This is a genomic window from Leptospira inadai serovar Lyme str. 10 (assembly GCF_000243675.2).
Taxonomy (GTDB): Bacteria; Spirochaetota; Leptospiria; order Leptospirales; family Leptospiraceae; genus Leptospira_B; species Leptospira_B inadai.
Window position 1 is genome coordinate 307,500 of sequence record NZ_AHMM02000025.1, and the last position, 15,508, is coordinate 323,007.

A 15,508-nucleotide genomic window follows, 5' to 3' on the forward strand; every position below is an offset into this window, starting at 1 on the left:
TAGAATTAGTATCCGAGAATCGGACCATTACTATAGAACCCGGTGTTTTCGAAGGAAGGCATCGGGTTCTTCTTTTAACGGGTAGCGCCGAAGGCGCCAAGGCTCGACGAGATATCGGGAATTTTTCTAGTAAGAATTACAAAAAATCCTTGTACTTTCGAGAAATATATTTCCTTATTTTTTCAAGGTAGGCGAAATCTTTCCCTCATTTCGACCGAAGCTAATAATATGAACGCTACAACCAAGGAACAGATCCTAAAGCATAGTCGCATTATAGAAAAATATCGAATCAACGATTCGCTATCCAGCAGTGCGCCGGATTGGATGGACGATGTTTTAGAAGTGATTTATTCTCAGGAAGAATTTGCCGGTGACCGTCCGGATATCGACCTGGACAGCGAATAAAACTTTCCTTTTCAAACCATATCAAATCGAAAGACTCTTAAGATGGCCGAATTTGGCCGTTCTCTCTTCGATTATTTCCGAATTTAAACGCCTTCTTTTTTGAAATTCAAAACCGGGCTTTTCAGCTCGTTAGATTTATTTTTTAAGAATAAAATTCTTGGTGATTTAATATGGAGATGGTTCTCTTGATTCATCGCGGCTGCGAATCGATCGGAGAAGACCAATGAATGATATCACGGGAAAACGAATTACCTTACGAACCGCGCAGGCGGAAGGGTTCGTCTTTTGTAAGCCGGAGACCGTCGCGAGAATCAGGCAAAACGATCTTCCTAAAGGCGATCTTTTCGGAGTCGCAAAAGCAGCGGCTCTATTAGCTTCAAAAAAAACATCGGAACTCATTCCTCATTGCCATCCGGTTCCGATAGATTTCTTTTCGGTGGAATTCGAAGTTCTTCAAGAAAAGAATGCGATTCGAATTCTTACCTCCGCAAAATCGATAGGAAAAACCGGAATCGAGATGGAAGCTCTGACAGGTGTTTCTGTCGCCGCCCTTGTCATTTACGATCTTCTTAAACCGATAGATAAGGAATTGGAAATTTCCGCCATTCGCCTTTTAGAAAAGAAAGGAGGCAAAAGCGATTCCCATATCGCAAAATTCGCCGCAGGCTCAAGAGCTGCGGTTTTGATATGTTCCGATTCCACGTTTTCGGGAAAAAGGGAAGACGGTTCAGGTCCTGCAATCGAAGAATTGTTAAGAGAACAAGGCGTGGAAATAGCGGAGAAAAAAATCGTTCCGGATGAGCCCGAGGAAATTCGCAAAACCGTTTTAAGTTGGGCCGATCAAAAACTGGATTTAATCGTAACCTCCGGAGGAACCGGCCTCGGACCTCGAGACAACACGGCGGATACGATCAAAAGTATCCTAGATCAGGAAATTCCGGGGATAGCGGAAACCATGAGAGCCTTCGGGCAGGATCGAACTCCGTTTGCAATGTTATCCCGTTCGATAGCGGGAAGAATCGGAAAAACGTTGGTCATTTGCGTACCCGGAAGTACGAACGGGGCCAAGGAAAGTCTGCAAGCCGTTCTTCCGGCAATCTTTCATGCAAAAAAAATGATGCGAGGAGAAGGACATTGATCTCGGTAGAGGAAGCGGTTTCCCGAATCTTAAATCAAACCGAATCGGCGTCCTCCATGACAGTCTCGCTAAAGGATGCAATCGGACTAGTACTCGCCCAATCCGTGAATGCGGATCGAGATTATCCTCCGTTCAACAGAGCCACGATGGACGGATTTGCCATTCGCGAAGAAGGCTTTTCTCCGGATCGCATCTACAAATTTACGCAAGAAGTCTCCGCAGGCATGTCGATCGATCTACATCCGGAAGAGGAGGCCGTCCGGATCATGACCGGAGCTCCAGTTCCCGACGGGTTAAACGTCGTCATAAAAGTGGAAGATAGTAGGGAACAAAATACGGTGGGCGAAATTCGGTTCGAAGCCAAGTCTATTAGAAAATACTTAAATATAGCGCTACAAGGCGAGGATCTTAAGAAAGGGGATCTTGTTTTTTCAGGCGGGGAGACTCTTTCAGCAGCGGCGATTTCTTTGCTAGCCTCTCTCGGAATGCGGAACATTAAAGTTTCCGCACCCCCGAAAGTTAGCATTATTTCGACCGGTAACGAAGTCGTTTCGATCGAGCAAGACCCTTTACCCTGGCAAATTCGGGATTCCAATTCCTATTCGCTACTTTCATTTCTATCCAAATTCGGAATCGAACCCGAATTCGTTACCTTAGTACCTGACGACGAATCTAAAATACGCGAGGCCCTCGCAAAAGGATTAGAATCGGATATTCTTTTACTCTCGGGGGGAGTTTCGATGGGGAACCTAGATTTAATTCCCCCTGTTCTCAAAAGTTTATCGGTCGAACAAGTATTTCATAAGGTTTTGATAAAACCGGGTAAACCGATTTGGTTCGGAAAACGAAAGAGGACCGCTGTCTTCGGATTACCCGGGAATCCTTTCAGCGTCCAAGTGTGTGCTCGTATTTTCGTAGAACCGTATATTCGAAAATTTCTAGGTATGAATTCCGAACAACCTTTGCAGCTTCCATTCCTAGGATCCAGAAAAAAGAAGAACCAACTCGCCGAATATTTTCCCGTAATTCTGCAAACTAACGACAGAACAGGCGTCTCGCCCAAACTATTTAACGGCAGCGGGGATATTCGGGCCGGATTATTTTCGGATGGAATCGCTTTACATGCCTCGAGCAGTGATTCGCTTGAAGTCGGTGATTTCGTCGAATTTAGAGCCTGGCAATAATTTTCGACGAACCATTCCCATCCGGAAATTTCCACGGAGTTATGACGAAGGAATTCGAAGGAAAGAGGGATGGATCGATCGTTTTTGAATCCTGGGTTCGTTTTGGCCGCACCCAATCAATCGTCAATCGGTTCCCGTTCTATAACTAAAATAGAAAATACTTCCATTCTATCTCGAATCGCGAACTAGCAATCCGGATTGACCGAGGTTTACGTTCTATTCAAATGAGCGTATAGCCGGGAGGGCTAGCATGACCGCTAAAAAAAGAATTGCCGTAGCGAAAGGAGACGGAATCGGACCGGAGATAATGGATGCGACTCTTCGGATCTTGGAAGCAGCAGGAGCAAAGATTGAGCCGGTCTTTATAGAAATCGGGGAACAAGTCTACAAGAAGGGACATAGCGCCGGAATCGAACCTTCCGCTTGGGACATACTCCGCGAAACGAAAGTTTTTCTAAAGGCCCCGATCACGACTCCTCAAGGCGGAGGTTATAAAAGCTTAAACGTGACTGTCCGTACTACCCTCGGTCTTTTTGCAAACGTTCGCCCTTGCGTTTCTTTATATCCGTACGTGGACACGAAGCATCCTCTACTCGACGTCGTGATAGTTCGGGAAAACGAAGAGGACCTTTATACCGGAATCGAACATAAACAAACTACCGACACGGTACAATGTCTTAAATTGATCTCGCGTCCGGGATCCGAGAAAATCATCCGTTATGCGTTCGAATATGCGAAGGCATACGGAAGAAAGAAAGTCACCGCTATGGTCAAAGACAATATCATGAAGCAATCCGACGGACTCTTTCATGACGTGTTTAAAGAGATCGCGAAAGATTATCCCGATATAGAATCGAATAGTGAAATCATCGATATCGGCGCCGCTCACTTAGCGGAACGCCCCCAAACGTATGACGTTGTCGTAACGTTAAATTTATACGGCGATATTATTTCGGATATCGTTGCACAGGTGGCCGGCTCCGTCGGGATGGCGGGTTCGGCGAATATAGGAGAGATTGTTTCCATGTTTGAAGCAATTCACGGTTCCGCTCCGGATATCGCCGGAAAAAATATGGCCAACCCGTCCGGCCTCTTAAACGCGGCAGTCATGATGCTTGTTCATTTAGGCCAGCCCGATATCGCCGCAAAAATTCAAAACGCTTGGCTTCTCACGATCGAAGAGGGAATTCACACCGGAGATATTTTCAAGGCGGGAGTCAGCCGGATTAAAGTGGGCACTAAGGAATTTTCGGAAGCAGTGATCGGAAACCTAGGTCATCTGCCGGAAAGATTTAAACCGATTTCATTCGGGAAAGCGAAGGCCATTCATATTCCCGATTACAAAAGAATCCCGATAATGAAGGAATTGGTCGGCGTGGACATCTTCTTGGATTGGTCATCCGGATCACCCGACGAATTGGGTAAGAAACTTTCGAACTTATCCTCGGACTTAAAACTTCGGATGATTACTAATCGAGGAGTTAAAGTATATCCGAATGGTGCACCCGAGACATTTCTAACCGACCATTGGAGATGTAGATTTATACATCCCGATACGCCAGATTCTGAGATGGGAGACGGCTTTATAAAAATCCAGCCCGAACAAATAGGAAAACTTCTCTTAAAAATCTCGGAAGCGGGATTAGATAGCATCCAAACCGAAAACCTGTATAAATTCGGAGGAAAACGTGCCTTTTCTCTCGGACAAGGCGAGTAAAAGATATTGAAAGCATTTAAGTAAGCTAATTAACTTATTTGGATGCTTTAAGTACTCGACTTCTTTCTTAAATAGGAGACTCTCTCTCCTCAGTCGATTCTAGCCTAACGGTGACTATGAAAAATTTTGAGAAAAGCGAAGCATATGAAGTGATCCGGCTTTTAAATCTAGATGAAAAAGACGGAAGAAAATTTTTATCCCTGATCTCACCCGAGCCTAGTTTAGCGGAGTGGATTAGATTTGCTCGCATCGGATTTCTTGCCTTAGGTTCGGTTCTATTTGCTTCGGGAGTCATTTTCTTCTTTGCCTATAACTGGGCGGGGATGGATAGGTTTGCGAAATTAGGACTGATCGCCGGTTCATTATCCGTCGTTTCGATCGCGTCGTTCTTTATAAAAAAAGAATATTATTCGTATCAAGCCCTCTTGTTCACAGCCGTAATTCTTACGGGAGTTCTACTCGCAGTGTACGGACAGATTTATCAAACCGGAGCCAATTCCGTGGATTTGTTCATTAGCTGGACCATCCTTAGCCTAGGATTCGTAGCTGTCGGAAATTCAGCGTTTCTCTGGCTTTTTTGGATCGTACTGCTGAATTCCACGATTCAACTTTATGGAAAACAAATATTGTTCAGGGATGAAAATCCCTATCTGTACTCGTTGGCATTATTGATAAATCTAGGATTCATTGCCGCCTACGAATTAACAAGAAACCGGAGCGAGCAGAAAGAAACCGCTGCTTGGTTTCCGAACGCAGTCGGAGTGATCGCCTTTTATTTCGTGATATGGGGTTCTATATTCAGTATATTCAGAGATCAAAAAGGAATCGGCGATTTTATTATGATAGGTATGTCGATTCTTTTTGCGGTCGGTATCTATTTCGTTTATAGACGTATGATTCGGCGCTTAGGGATGCTCGCGATAGCTTTACTTTCGGGAATCACTCTCATATTTTCAATCATGATTAGACAGTTCGATTGGGATAATTTTATATTACTGTTTTTCTTCGGAGGAGTCGTACTGACCGCTGTAACCGCATGGAGCGCAAAACATCTTATAAACGTTAGGAACGAATGGAGACAGGACGAAAGAAAGGGATGAATTTAAAAGAAATTGCGATTCAACTCGCCTTAAATCAACAACAAGAAGAAACGTTAAACTCTTTCTTTACCCGCTCTAAAGGGGATAATGCCCCCTGGTACGTTCATTTGGTCGTCATCATCGGATCCTGGTTTGCCGCTTTATTAATATTACTCTTCTTATTTTTAGCCGAGATACTTAAGACCACGGACAGCCTTAAATATCTGGGAGGAATCGTCTTACTCGGTTCTATGGCAATACCTTTATTGGATAAAGATAAAAAAATATCCGAACCGTTATTAGTATCTTTGGGATTTCTAGGTCAAATTTTGTTCTTTCTCGGAATCGCATCCTCTCATCTGGAAACGAACACGATCAGTCTCTCCGTCCTAATCGTAGAGACGATTTTGTATTTCCTATCCGGAACTTGGATTCAAAGATTTATCTCGGTCATCTTGTTCTTTTCGGCTTCTGGAACTTTACTTTATCATAATGAGATAATCGCTGCTATTCATTTTTTATTAGCGTTGGCCGGGGTATCGCTGATTTTACTTTTCCGTTTCGAAACTAGGCTCGTAACCTATAGTCCGTTGATTCCGAGGTTTTTTTTACCGACTGCATATGCTCTTGCATTTTGTATTTCGGGCATTTCTTCCTTATCCGTAAGCAGGGGGGAATTACTTCATGCAGATTGGAGAATTTCAGGGGTAATCGGAGTCGTTATTCTTGCCGCCTATCTACAAGATTGCTTTCGTATTTTTGCGAAAGAACATCTAACGGCAACTAGCCTAACTATCGCCGGAATTTGCGTCGCTTTACTTTCAACTCTCCAAGCTCCGGGAATTTCCTTTTCCGTTTTGCTTATTTTGATAGGCTTTAGACAAAAACTAACGTTTATTCTTGTATTAGGGTTGCTATCGATCGCAGGATACTTAACCGATTTCTACTATTCCTTAAAAATGACCCTTTTAGCGAAATCTTACGTACTTTTAGGATCCGGTGCCCTCTTCATATCGGCGTATCTGCTGCTCTCGAAATTGTTCCCGGAGAAGGAGATTAAGCAATGAAAGATACATTACGGAAACCGATTATTTTTTTAAACTTAGCTGTCATTCTTCTTATCGTGGGAATCGAAACTTTTAAGAAAGAAAAGGTACGGGAAACCGGCGAATTAGTGCTCTTCCCTCTAGTACCGGTCGACCCTCGCTCGTTACTGCAAGGTGATTATATGCAACTGGCCTACGATATCACTCGTTCGAATTTTACGGAAGATTTATCTAGCTCCGGTTATATCGTCTTTTCTTTGGACGAGAATAAGGTCGCGAAGTTTGTCCGATTTCAAAACGAACCGGAACCGACGGCCGAACAGGAACGAAAAATCAAATACCATAGACACGATTCCGGAATTAGCTTCGGGGCAGAGGAGTTTTTTTTCCAGGAAGGGGCCGGCAAAAAATTTGCGAACGCTAAATTCGGAGCGCTGCGAATAGATCCTAAAGGAAACGGTATTTTAGTCGGCGTTTTCGATAAGGATCATAATGAAATCCGATGACGGAAGGAATCTTTCAACCGCGGGTTCTTTTGCATCCATTCGGAGTCGTGAAAAACTAAGAGCGATGGAATTAAATCCGCTGAAAATATTTTCTTAGTAAGAGACGGTAAGATATTAACCCCGTCTATCACTTCCTCGTTACTCGAAGGAATAGCTTGCCGTTCGGTATTGCAAATCGCAACAGTGAATCCGAAAATTCGAATTTGTCGAAAGATCAATCCTCTCCCGGGCTTAGAATTTTTCGAAAGGATTCAATTGAAACAGGCTTAATCAGATAATCTTTTACATAAGGAGTTTCTTTGGCCTTCCTCAGGTCGGCGTCGTCTACCGAAGAACTAACCATATAAATAATCGGTTTTTTCAAAAGACAATCCACCAATCTCTCGTATTCTTCCAAAAATTGCCACCCATCCATATAAGGCATATTGATATCTAGAAAAATCAAATCCGGTATGCAATCCGGATCCGTTGTATGTTCTCTCAAAAAAGAAATCGCTTCCTCGCCGTCCGATAGGACTTCAAAGCTATGCACGACTCCGATCTTTTCGATCATTCTCTTGGCAATGGCGACGAATATGGCATCGTCATCCACCAATAAGAGTCGTTGTTTTTTAAATCCAGAATTCATTTGCCTTCGTAAGTTGGACGAGAAATTTCGCTCCTCTATCGGGACCGCTTTCCACCCGAATCTCGCCGCCGAGGGATTCGATTTGGTTTTTGGTCATAAATAATCCTAATCCCTTTCCTTCCTTATTTCTGTGGAAAGTTTTATGCAGCTTAAAGATTTGATTTCCGTACTTATTCAAATCCATTCCTAGTCCGTTATCTGCGACTTCCAAAATCAAAGTACTGTTTTGCCAATATGATTTAAAAGTAACGATTAATTTCCTTTTCGGCGACCTATATTTCAAAGCATTAGATAATAGATTAAGAAGAATACTCTCTAAATAGACGCGCGGATATACAATTTCGGGAGCCTTCGAGAAATCGACGATGATATCGGCTCCGACTTCCATAATTTGACCCAGAAACATGGACCTCACCTTTGCGAAAATTTCATCGAAGGCAATTTGTTCCGACGGGACTCTTACATTCTGTCGAATTTTAATGACTTCCACCAATTCGTTTAATGTGGAATGTAACTGGCTTGCAGTTTGTTTAAGATATTCGATAAATTCCTTTTTCTCGTCTTCGGTTTCGGCCTCTTCGAGAAATTTCACCAACGTCGAGATGTTTCCAATAGGAGATCGAATATTATGCGAGACAATCTGGTTGAATTCCTCCAACTGACTGAGTCTCTCCCTAAGATTCTTTCCTACCGATTTCAAACGAGAATTCTTTTCTCGAAGAATGTTTTCGAGCGTACGTCGACGCGAAATATCCTGCACCTGAGCGACGACGAACATCAATTCTCCCGAATCTTTTCGAACCGCGACCGAGGTGACCAAGGCCCAAATCAACGAACCTCTCTTATGCACATATCTTTTTACCAATTGAACCGATTCCTTCTCGCCGCGTAATACGCGCTCGAACGTTTCCAGGCCGGTATCAACATCTTCCGAAAAGGTAATATCACCGAATTTTTTTACCCACAATTCTTCGGGTAAATAACCCAGAAGGTTTGAAAAAGATTGGTTTACCTCTAAAAATCTACCGTCCTTATCAAGCAAAAAAATGCCGATTCCTGAATTATGAAATGCTAATGAAAACTTCCTTTCACTCAGACGGATCTCTTCTTCGACTATTTTAGAGAGGGTAATATCCTGAATCGCCCCGTAGATTCCGGTAATTTTACCACCGACGCAAATCGCCTTTCCCTGACTTCTTAACCATTTAATCTTTCCGGACTCGGTTATAATTCTGTGTTCAAGCGAATAACTCTCGCCCGTTTCTCCCAACCGTTTATTGCAATCGGCTATGATAGCGAGATCGTCGGGATGACTATACGAGTAAACGATTGCCTTATCGATACCCTTTCGTTCGTCTCGTTCGAATATCCGGTATACTTCCGAAGACCAGTAAATCCTTCCGGTTTGAAAATCCGATTCCCAGGCTCCGACATGAGCGAGTTCGCTCATGAGAAGGGAGAACCTCTCTTCTAATTTTAATTTTTCCGTCAAAGATACCTGATTCGTTATTTCTCTCGTCGTTGTATGAAGGTATTTTACTTTTCCTGAATCATCCATTATCGGCTGAGTCACCATCTGTAGCCAAACATACTCGCCGTTCTTATGTAGAAACCGATAATCGATTAAAGGAGGAAGTTCTCCTTTCTTTGCGAGATCATGCGATTCGCGACGGATTTTTTCCCGGTCTTCAGGATGAATGAAATCATAAGGATTGCGATTTACCAATTCGCTCGGATCGTATCCGGTTAGTTCTTGAGCCCTCGGATTCGCATAAAGATAGATGCAGTTTATGTCATGTAGGCATATCATGTCCCGGCTTTTTTCGACTAGGGTTTGAAAGAAATCCAAACCGTTTACAAGTCGGGGCATACTTCTACGAGTCTCATGCACTTTCATAGGCCTCGACTATATGACCTTTTTTTCCGGAAGAAAACACGAGTTAGACGAAGAAAAGTCGCAAAACTCTAAGGGATTTTGTTTTTGACTACGGAATTTTTATCAGGCAACGGTTAGGCTGAGTATTCCCTATGAAAGGAAGAGTATCTTCTAGTGAGTTGGATTTTATTACAAAATACTCGAACGTTAGTAAATATGATTACTCTCCGTCGTCTCCGATGGCCTCGACTGGGCAGATGTCTTTAGCTTTGCGTGCACAAATTTGTTCTTCCGGAGTTTGCGGTTGGCGATGAAAGTAAACCTTCGATTCGTCGTCCGTATATTTTAAAAGCATGGGAGCTTCTTCCAGGCAATCGTTACATGGTACACAGGTGTTATCGATGTAAAACTTTCCTGCTGCATTTTCAGGAACTTTATCGTTCTTATCGGCCATGATCTACTAGGGATTGTCGAACGTACGTTTTGTCAACTCTCTTTTCCAACCCAAGTCGTTCATATAATATTGACAGCGCTTTAACAGATCCGACTATTATCGATCATGGAAAATCGTACATCTCGTTTTTCTCGTAAAACTTTCCTGCGGTTCGGCTTGGCCGGTTCTGCCGCTCTTTTTTTAGGCGGCACTTTCTGTATCTTTAAGTCCTCGACACGATATCTTCCCAAGGCTTTGTTCTTTTCGACCGACGAATTGAACACGATGGGGGCTTTGGCGGAAGCGATCCTTCCGCAAGGATCAAACGTACCGACCTATAAGCAAGCCGAAGTTTTAGAACGGCTAGACGAGGAATTTTATTTCGTAGACCCGTTTCTCTCGGAAGATTTTAAATCTCTAATACTTGTGATCGAATATCTACCGATCCTCCACGGAAAGTTCTCCCGATTCAGCAGGATGTCCCTCGACTCGAGACGCTCTTTTCTAAATTCCCTTACGGATACTAGTTCGGATCTAGTTCGGGCCGTCTGGGCAAATTTAAGAATGCCGATTTTCTTAGTCTATTACGGACATCCGTCGACCTTTCATCTGATTTCGTACGAAGGACCGTTCGGCAGCCCGCCGGAAAAGCTCAGCGAATCGCGAATATATTATAAAAAAATGATAGGTGGAGTCGATGTCGGGTAGAATTTACGAGTGGAAGAATCTTGGAGGAGGACCCAGGGAGATTCGGGCCCAGGTCGTCGTGATCGGGACCGGCTGCGGCGGTGCAACCGTAGCATACGAACTCGCCAAGTTGGGCAAACAAGTGATTCTGCTTGAAGAAGGCGGGTATTATCACACCGGAACGTTTGATAATCACGAATTAAACATGGCCGGTAAAGTATCCGCCGAAAGAAATATGGCAACGACCGCGGATGGAACCGTTAATATCGTTTACGGAAAGAACGTAGGAGGCGCGTCGGTACACTACTGGGCCGACAGCTACAGAACGCCTACCGACAGATTGAATCTCTGGCATGATAAGTTCGGAGTACTGGGACACGGCCCGCAGGATTTGGAACCTCATTGGAAAGAGTTGGACGAGACGCTTAACGTTCATCCGGCAAAAGAAGAATATTTCAATCGGATGAACCAACTAGTTCGGAAAGCTTCGAAAGATTTAGGCTGGCAAGGCAGTCCCGTCCCGCAAGCTCGAAAAAATTGTCAAAAATCCGGCCATTGCATGCAGGGTTGCGCGTTCGGAGCCAAGCAAAGCCAGTTGATCACTCATATTCCGAGAGCGATGGCATTGGGAGTCGATCTTTACTCGGACACGAAAGCGGTTAAATTGGAATTCGAAGGCGAGAAGGTAATCGGTCTGCATGCGGTCGTTATCGATAGACCCTCGCAAAAAGACTCCGAAATTAAATTGCATTTTAAAACCGATGCGGTGGTCGTCGCGGCCGGCGGCTTCGGAAGCTCGACTTTCCTATTGCGAAATTCTTTGAAAAAAAAGCTTCCTACACTGGGCGAATTTTTGGCGATCAATCCTTCTCCATTCGTTCATGCATTATATAAAGAACCTATAATACAGTGGCGAAATATACCTTCGGCTTACGGGGTGGAGGAGTTCCGCCTAGCCAGATTTTCCGACGGGGAATATAAGGAAGGCGGATACTTAATTATGGCCAATCAGCTTCAACCCGGCGCGTTAGGAGCATTGGTGCCCGGTTTCGGCAGGGAACATTTCGAAATTATGAAAGATCTCCCGCATCTAGGCGGAACCATAGGATGGATAGACGATTTGGATTCCGAGCTGGGACGAATCGAAGTAAAATCGAGTGGAAAACGGGAAGTACAATACCCCTTTGGAGAAATTACGAAGAAGATTTTACGCGATTGTATTCGTAAACAGGTGATATTAAATTTTAAGGCAGGTGCTAAAACCGTGATCTTACCGGACCTTAAAAGAACCACATTGGCAAGTGTCGAAGAGCTATCTAAAATAAATGAGATCCCTCTATCACCCGGCTCGATCGCAATGGCCGCACCTCACCCTGCCGGCGGATGTCGGATGGGATTGGATCCTAAAAATTCAGTCGTGGATTGGAAGCACAAAGTTCACGGACTCAAAAATCTATTCGTGAGCGATTCAAGCGTGTTTCCTACCGCTGTTTCGGTCGATCCTAGTTATACGATTATGGCGTTTTCCAAAATTGCGGCGCGACATATCGATCAGGCGCTGGACTCGATTTGATGGAATTTCTACGCTAGCGTTCCTAAACTTTTACGTCGAATCTCCTTGACCAGGAGCCCGTTTACGAAAATATCGTAAACGCAACCTGAACTGGAGAGGTGTCCGAGCGGTTTATGGTACATGCTTGGAAAGCATGCGTAGGGTAACACCTACCGGGGGTTCGAATCCCCCCCTCTCCGCCAAACTTCCCTCCGAATGAATAATTTATATGGAACCGCTCGGTAAAACGTTACTTTGGATCGGAGCCATTTGTCTCCTTTTGGGTATTTTTTTCGTATTCGGTTCGAAGATCCCCTTTCTCTCGAATTTCGGTAATCTTCCGGGAGACATTCGCATCGAACGGGACAATTTCCAATTTTATTTTCCGATTACCACATCGATATTAGTAAGTATAATACTATCGGCGATTCTATATCTTTGGAATCGAATCGCCAGCTAAGAAAGTAATGCGCCCTGACTTTCGTTCGAAATTTAGCGGCCGGTTCGAATTCGAAAGCGGCGAAAACGATCTTTACTTAAAAGTAAAAGAATTACGAGATTCAGGAATAGAAATCGTAGATCTCACGGTTTCAAATCCGACGCAAGTCAAGATCACCTATCCCAACGAAGTGATTTTACACTCATTATCGCGCTTAGAGTCGCTGACGTACGAGCCGGCACCGAAAGGAATTCTTTCCGCTAGAGAGGCGGTTTCAAAATACTATCAGGAAAGAAATATTCAAGTATCGCCCGACGATTTTTTCCTAACTTCTTCCTCTTCGGAAGCATATTCGTACATTCTAAAATTATTATGCGACCCGGGAGATGAAGTCCTAATTCCGGCACCGGGTTATCCGTTATTCGAATTTTTAACTCTGCTGGAAGGAATAAAATTCAGAACCTATACGTTAAATTCGGAAGCGAATTGGGAAATCGATTTCGAAAGTTTAGAAAGGAATCTTTCATCAAAGACCAAATTAATTTTCCTAGTATCTCCCAATAATCCGACCGGCTCGTTCTTAAACGACTCGGAGTTTTCGCGCCTTGTCGATCTTTCCGAATCGAGAGGAATCGGACTCGTATTGGACGAGGTATTCGTAGATTATCTTCATGATGAAGGAAAAACGCCGGGATTCAAAACGAATCGTGTTCCTTTGTTTACGGTAAACGGGATTTCTAAAATTCTCGGGCTCCCGCAAATGAAACTTTCCTGGATCCATGTAGACGGTCCCGAGAAATGGAAAGTAGAATGTATGGAACGGCTGGAAATCATCGCGGATACTTTTTTATCCGTTAATACGCCCATTCAATTTGCCTTACCCGAACTATTAGAATGGAGACGGATGATCCAAGGACAATTATCCAGGCGTATCCGTAGAAACCTTCAAAGTCTGAACGGATTAATTTCGGATTCGAAGAGATTCCTATTCCGATCGCCGACTGCCGGATGGTACGCGATATTAAGATCTCATTTATTACGGAATCCGGATGCCTATTGCCTAGGGCTATTAGAATCGGAAAATACTTTGGTCCACTCAGGCTCGATGTTCGGATTTCCCGATGAGGAATTCGTTTTGGTGATAAGCCTAATCCCCGAAAACGAACTTTTCGAGGAAGGGTTATCTAGAATCTTGCGATTTTCAAATTGATCAAAGAAGCACAATGCTTCCGTTCTTAAAGTGAGAAATCTCGAAATTCTAAATCTTATGCTTATTTGTAAATTCATTCGTAATCGGAAAAGATTCTTTATACTGTTTCGGCGTTAATCCCGTCGCTTTTTTAAACTCAACATTGAACGAAGTTTTGGAACCGAAACCTACCATAAATGCTATATTCAAAATATTCTTTTCGGAGCCGGATTCCAAAATAAGCTTCGCTTCGTCTATTCGAAGGGAATTAATATAAGCCGCAAAATTCATTCCTAATCTTGAATTTAAGAGCTCGGATAGTTGATGTTGCGTAAGCCGCAAGCGATCCGCCACTTCCTGTAGTTGTAACTTCTCCGCTAAATACGGTTTTTCCGAATTCATAAGAGAAACAAGAGAGTTTAATGATGCGTCGACATCGATGTTTGAAAGTTTAGAACGCTGATATTTAGGTTGATTCGAGGCGTCGCGTAATGTTTCCGAAAGGTTATGCTTTTCTTCCGCGTTTTCGGAATGCTTTTGAATTATGTTATATAATAAAACGACCAAATCCAACGGAAGAACTATAGGAACCGCATAGACCGTAAAAAAGCTATAGCTCAATACTCCAAAATAATATAAAATACTCATATACCCTAGAATCATATAAATAAACCAGGAGAATAAAAAAAGTTTCAACTTACCATTCCCCGTTTTTTGCAGATAAACGCCGGCAAAAAGAATCAAAGGAATCGCGACCCCGTACAAAATCGTGCTCGTTCTAGATATTAAAGGAAGGGCCTCCGAAAAAAAAGTCAAAGGAATCGTCCCTACGGATAAAATCAAAAAACCTAATAACGTTTTATCCAACCAAGGCAGTCTTCGTTTCGTTTCCAAAAACTTACGAATAAATTGAAAAAAGAATATTGTCGCGATTTCAAAGAAGAAAAAATTAATCCGCTCCGACCAGCGAAGTCCTTCGGGCCAAAATAATTCGTAGACGTTTCCAAAATTAATATTATAGGAAAAACCCATGCACAACGCGTAACCGGCGTAAAATAGAAACTCTTTCAGGCCGGTCGTTTTATAATAAACGACCGCTACAAACACCATTAGTAAATAAAAACAGGCCGATAGGGCAAATAATCCCGTTTCTATCGCCAGATCGTTTCGCAGACCTACCTCATCCAAGAGTTCTATAGGAAAAGACATCATGGACAATGACTTTAGTTTTAAGAAGAATTCTTTTTCCTCGCCCGGGTTTCCCTGAAGACGGAGGGTCGGATAAAGAACGCTTTGCACGGGCCAATTTGTTTTGGAAAAAGCATCACCAGTAGATTGGACAGGAGATACCCTCTTTGGGATATAAAGCTCCGCTAAATCATGGGCCTTCCATCTTAGCACCAGAAAAAGATCTTCCTTTAAGGGACTCCTGAATCTCACTTTAAATCGAAATAGATATACTTTATCAGAAAAATTGAAATTCAAAGAAGAGAGACCGAACTTTCTCCAGTTCAGCTCCATAATGTTACTTAAGGGAGAAGCCGCATTATCGCTTACTTCCATAAATTCCAATCGAGACGTTATGTTTTCCGAATGAACCGACTGATCCAAAAATATTGCTTCCTCTGC

The 15,508-nt window shown here is 43.3% G+C and carries 15 protein-coding genes, 1 tRNA gene and 1 pseudogene; 13 read left to right on the top strand and 4 right to left on the bottom strand.

Features of this window, described 5'->3' with window-relative positions:
- Nucleotides 1–228 precede the first annotated feature (228 nt).
- The 8 genes and pseudogenes from LEP1GSC047_RS21940 to LEP1GSC047_RS22580 form a co-directional block, all read left to right on the top strand.
- Complete coding sequence (locus LEP1GSC047_RS21940; protein ID WP_010416967.1) at nucleotides 229–405, top strand: hypothetical protein; 177 nt, start codon at nucleotides 229–231, stop codon at nucleotides 403–405.
- Between the two features lie 223 nt (nucleotides 406–628).
- The gene (moaCB, locus tag LEP1GSC047_RS17195) at nucleotides 629–1,543 is read left to right on the top strand and encodes a bifunctional molybdenum cofactor biosynthesis protein MoaC/MoaB (protein WP_010416965.1); all 915 of its coding nucleotides are present in this window, start codon (nucleotides 629–631) and stop codon (nucleotides 1,541–1,543) included.
- On the top strand, nucleotides 1,540–2,727 hold the full coding sequence (locus LEP1GSC047_RS17200; RefSeq protein WP_010416962.1) for a molybdopterin molybdotransferase MoeA: 1,188 nt from the start codon (nucleotides 1,540–1,542) through the stop codon (nucleotides 2,725–2,727). Before moaCB ends, LEP1GSC047_RS17200 begins: the two co-directional genes overlap by 4 nt.
- A 250-nt stretch (nucleotides 2,728–2,977) precedes the next feature.
- A complete protein-coding gene (locus LEP1GSC047_RS17205; protein WP_010416959.1) occupies nucleotides 2,978–4,444 on the top strand; it encodes an NADP-dependent isocitrate dehydrogenase in 1,467 nt (488 codons plus the stop codon).
- 116 nt (nucleotides 4,445–4,560) lie between these two features.
- Nucleotides 4,561–5,544, top strand: a complete 984-nt coding sequence (locus LEP1GSC047_RS17210) for a DUF2157 domain-containing protein (RefSeq protein ID WP_010416955.1) — start codon at nucleotides 4,561–4,563, stop codon at nucleotides 5,542–5,544.
- Nucleotides 5,541–6,590 (top strand): DUF4401 domain-containing protein, encoded by a 1,050-nt coding sequence (locus LEP1GSC047_RS17215; protein WP_010416953.1) that lies wholly within the window; start codon nucleotides 5,541–5,543, stop codon nucleotides 6,588–6,590. The genes LEP1GSC047_RS17210 and LEP1GSC047_RS17215 overlap by 4 nt, the downstream gene beginning before the upstream one ends.
- The gene (locus LEP1GSC047_RS17220) at nucleotides 6,587–7,075 is read left to right on the top strand and encodes a GDYXXLXY domain-containing protein (protein WP_020989181.1); all 489 of its coding nucleotides are present in this window, start codon (nucleotides 6,587–6,589) and stop codon (nucleotides 7,073–7,075) included. Before LEP1GSC047_RS17215 ends, LEP1GSC047_RS17220 begins: the two co-directional genes overlap by 4 nt.
- Nucleotides 7,076–7,150: 75 nt before the next feature.
- Nucleotides 7,151–7,264 (top strand): annotated as a pseudogene (locus LEP1GSC047_RS22580) (branched-chain amino acid transaminase); the annotation flags it as partial.
- Between the two features lie 25 nt (nucleotides 7,265–7,289).
- Here LEP1GSC047_RS22580 and LEP1GSC047_RS17230 read toward each other — a convergent pair.
- The 3 genes from LEP1GSC047_RS17230 to LEP1GSC047_RS17240 form a co-directional block, all read right to left on the bottom strand.
- Complete coding sequence (locus LEP1GSC047_RS17230) at nucleotides 7,290–7,703, bottom strand: response regulator (protein ID WP_010416947.1); 414 nt, start codon at nucleotides 7,701–7,703, stop codon at nucleotides 7,290–7,292.
- Nucleotides 7,687–9,600: a PAS domain S-box protein gene (locus LEP1GSC047_RS17235; protein ID WP_020989225.1), complete on the bottom strand. Its 1,914-nt coding sequence runs from the start codon at nucleotides 9,598–9,600 to the stop codon at nucleotides 7,687–7,689. The genes LEP1GSC047_RS17230 and LEP1GSC047_RS17235 overlap by 17 nt, the downstream gene beginning before the upstream one ends.
- A 199-nt stretch (nucleotides 9,601–9,799) precedes the next feature.
- Nucleotides 9,800–10,033, bottom strand: coding sequence for a ferredoxin (locus LEP1GSC047_RS17240; protein ID WP_010416944.1), 234 nt, complete (start codon nucleotides 10,031–10,033; stop codon nucleotides 9,800–9,802).
- 105 nt (nucleotides 10,034–10,138) lie between these two features.
- On the opposite strand from LEP1GSC047_RS17240, the gene LEP1GSC047_RS17245 reads away from it, so the two are divergent.
- The 5 genes from LEP1GSC047_RS17245 (at nucleotide 10,139) to LEP1GSC047_RS17265 (ending at nucleotide 13,900) form a co-directional block, all read left to right on the top strand.
- On the top strand, nucleotides 10,139–10,720 hold the full coding sequence (locus tag LEP1GSC047_RS17245; protein WP_010416942.1) for a hypothetical protein: 582 nt from the start codon (nucleotides 10,139–10,141) through the stop codon (nucleotides 10,718–10,720).
- On the top strand, nucleotides 10,710–12,272 hold the full coding sequence (locus LEP1GSC047_RS17250; RefSeq protein ID WP_010416940.1) for an FAD-dependent oxidoreductase: 1,563 nt from the start codon (nucleotides 10,710–10,712) through the stop codon (nucleotides 12,270–12,272). The genes LEP1GSC047_RS17245 and LEP1GSC047_RS17250 overlap by 11 nt, the downstream gene beginning before the upstream one ends.
- Nucleotides 12,273–12,364: 92 nt before the next feature.
- Nucleotides 12,365–12,454, top strand: a tRNA-Ser gene (locus LEP1GSC047_RS17255).
- A 26-nt stretch (nucleotides 12,455–12,480) separates the two neighbouring features.
- A complete protein-coding gene (locus tag LEP1GSC047_RS17260) occupies nucleotides 12,481–12,711 on the top strand; it encodes a DUF2905 domain-containing protein (RefSeq protein WP_010416937.1) in 231 nt (76 codons plus the stop codon).
- A 7-nt stretch (nucleotides 12,712–12,718) separates the two neighbouring features.
- A complete protein-coding gene (locus tag LEP1GSC047_RS17265; protein WP_010416936.1) occupies nucleotides 12,719–13,900 on the top strand; it encodes a pyridoxal phosphate-dependent aminotransferase in 1,182 nt (393 codons plus the stop codon).
- Nucleotides 13,901–13,948: 48 nt separating this feature from the next.
- Here LEP1GSC047_RS17265 and LEP1GSC047_RS17270 read toward each other — a convergent pair whose 3' ends face one another.
- Nucleotides 13,949–15,490: a 7TM diverse intracellular signaling domain-containing protein gene (locus LEP1GSC047_RS17270; protein ID WP_238325609.1), complete on the bottom strand. Its 1,542-nt coding sequence runs from the start codon at nucleotides 15,488–15,490 to the stop codon at nucleotides 13,949–13,951.
- Nucleotides 15,491–15,508: the final 18 nt, after the last annotated feature.

Bases quoted from the DNA above. Each gene is read 5' to 3' on its own strand.
- LEP1GSC047_RS21940 (WP_010416967.1), top strand. From the start codon at position 229: ATGAACGCTACAACCAAGGAACAGATCCTAAAGCATAGTCGCATTATA.
- moaCB (WP_010416965.1), top strand. From the start codon at position 629: ATGAATGATATCACGGGAAAACGAATTACCTTACGAACCGCGCAGGCG.
- LEP1GSC047_RS17205 (WP_010416959.1), top strand. From the start codon at position 2,978: ATGACCGCTAAAAAAAGAATTGCCGTAGCGAAAGGAGACGGAATCGGA.
- LEP1GSC047_RS17210 (WP_010416955.1), top strand. From the start codon at position 4,561: ATGAAAAATTTTGAGAAAAGCGAAGCATATGAAGTGATCCGGCTTTTA.
- LEP1GSC047_RS17215 (WP_010416953.1), top strand. From the start codon at position 5,541: ATGAATTTAAAAGAAATTGCGATTCAACTCGCCTTAAATCAACAACAA.
- LEP1GSC047_RS17220 (WP_020989181.1), top strand. From the start codon at position 6,587: ATGAAAGATACATTACGGAAACCGATTATTTTTTTAAACTTAGCTGTC.
- LEP1GSC047_RS17230 (WP_010416947.1), bottom strand. From the start codon at position 7,703: ATGAATTCTGGATTTAAAAAACAACGACTCTTATTGGTGGATGACGAT.
- LEP1GSC047_RS17235 (WP_020989225.1), bottom strand. From the start codon at position 9,600: ATGAAAGTGCATGAGACTCGTAGAAGTATGCCCCGACTTGTAAACGGT.
- LEP1GSC047_RS17240 (WP_010416944.1), bottom strand. From the start codon at position 10,033: ATGGCCGATAAGAACGATAAAGTTCCTGAAAATGCAGCAGGAAAGTTT.
- LEP1GSC047_RS17245 (WP_010416942.1), top strand. From the start codon at position 10,139: ATGGAAAATCGTACATCTCGTTTTTCTCGTAAAACTTTCCTGCGGTTC.
- LEP1GSC047_RS17250 (WP_010416940.1), top strand. From the start codon at position 10,710: ATGTCGGGTAGAATTTACGAGTGGAAGAATCTTGGAGGAGGACCCAGG.
- LEP1GSC047_RS17260 (WP_010416937.1), top strand. From the start codon at position 12,481: ATGGAACCGCTCGGTAAAACGTTACTTTGGATCGGAGCCATTTGTCTC.
- LEP1GSC047_RS17265 (WP_010416936.1), top strand. From the start codon at position 12,719: ATGCGCCCTGACTTTCGTTCGAAATTTAGCGGCCGGTTCGAATTCGAA.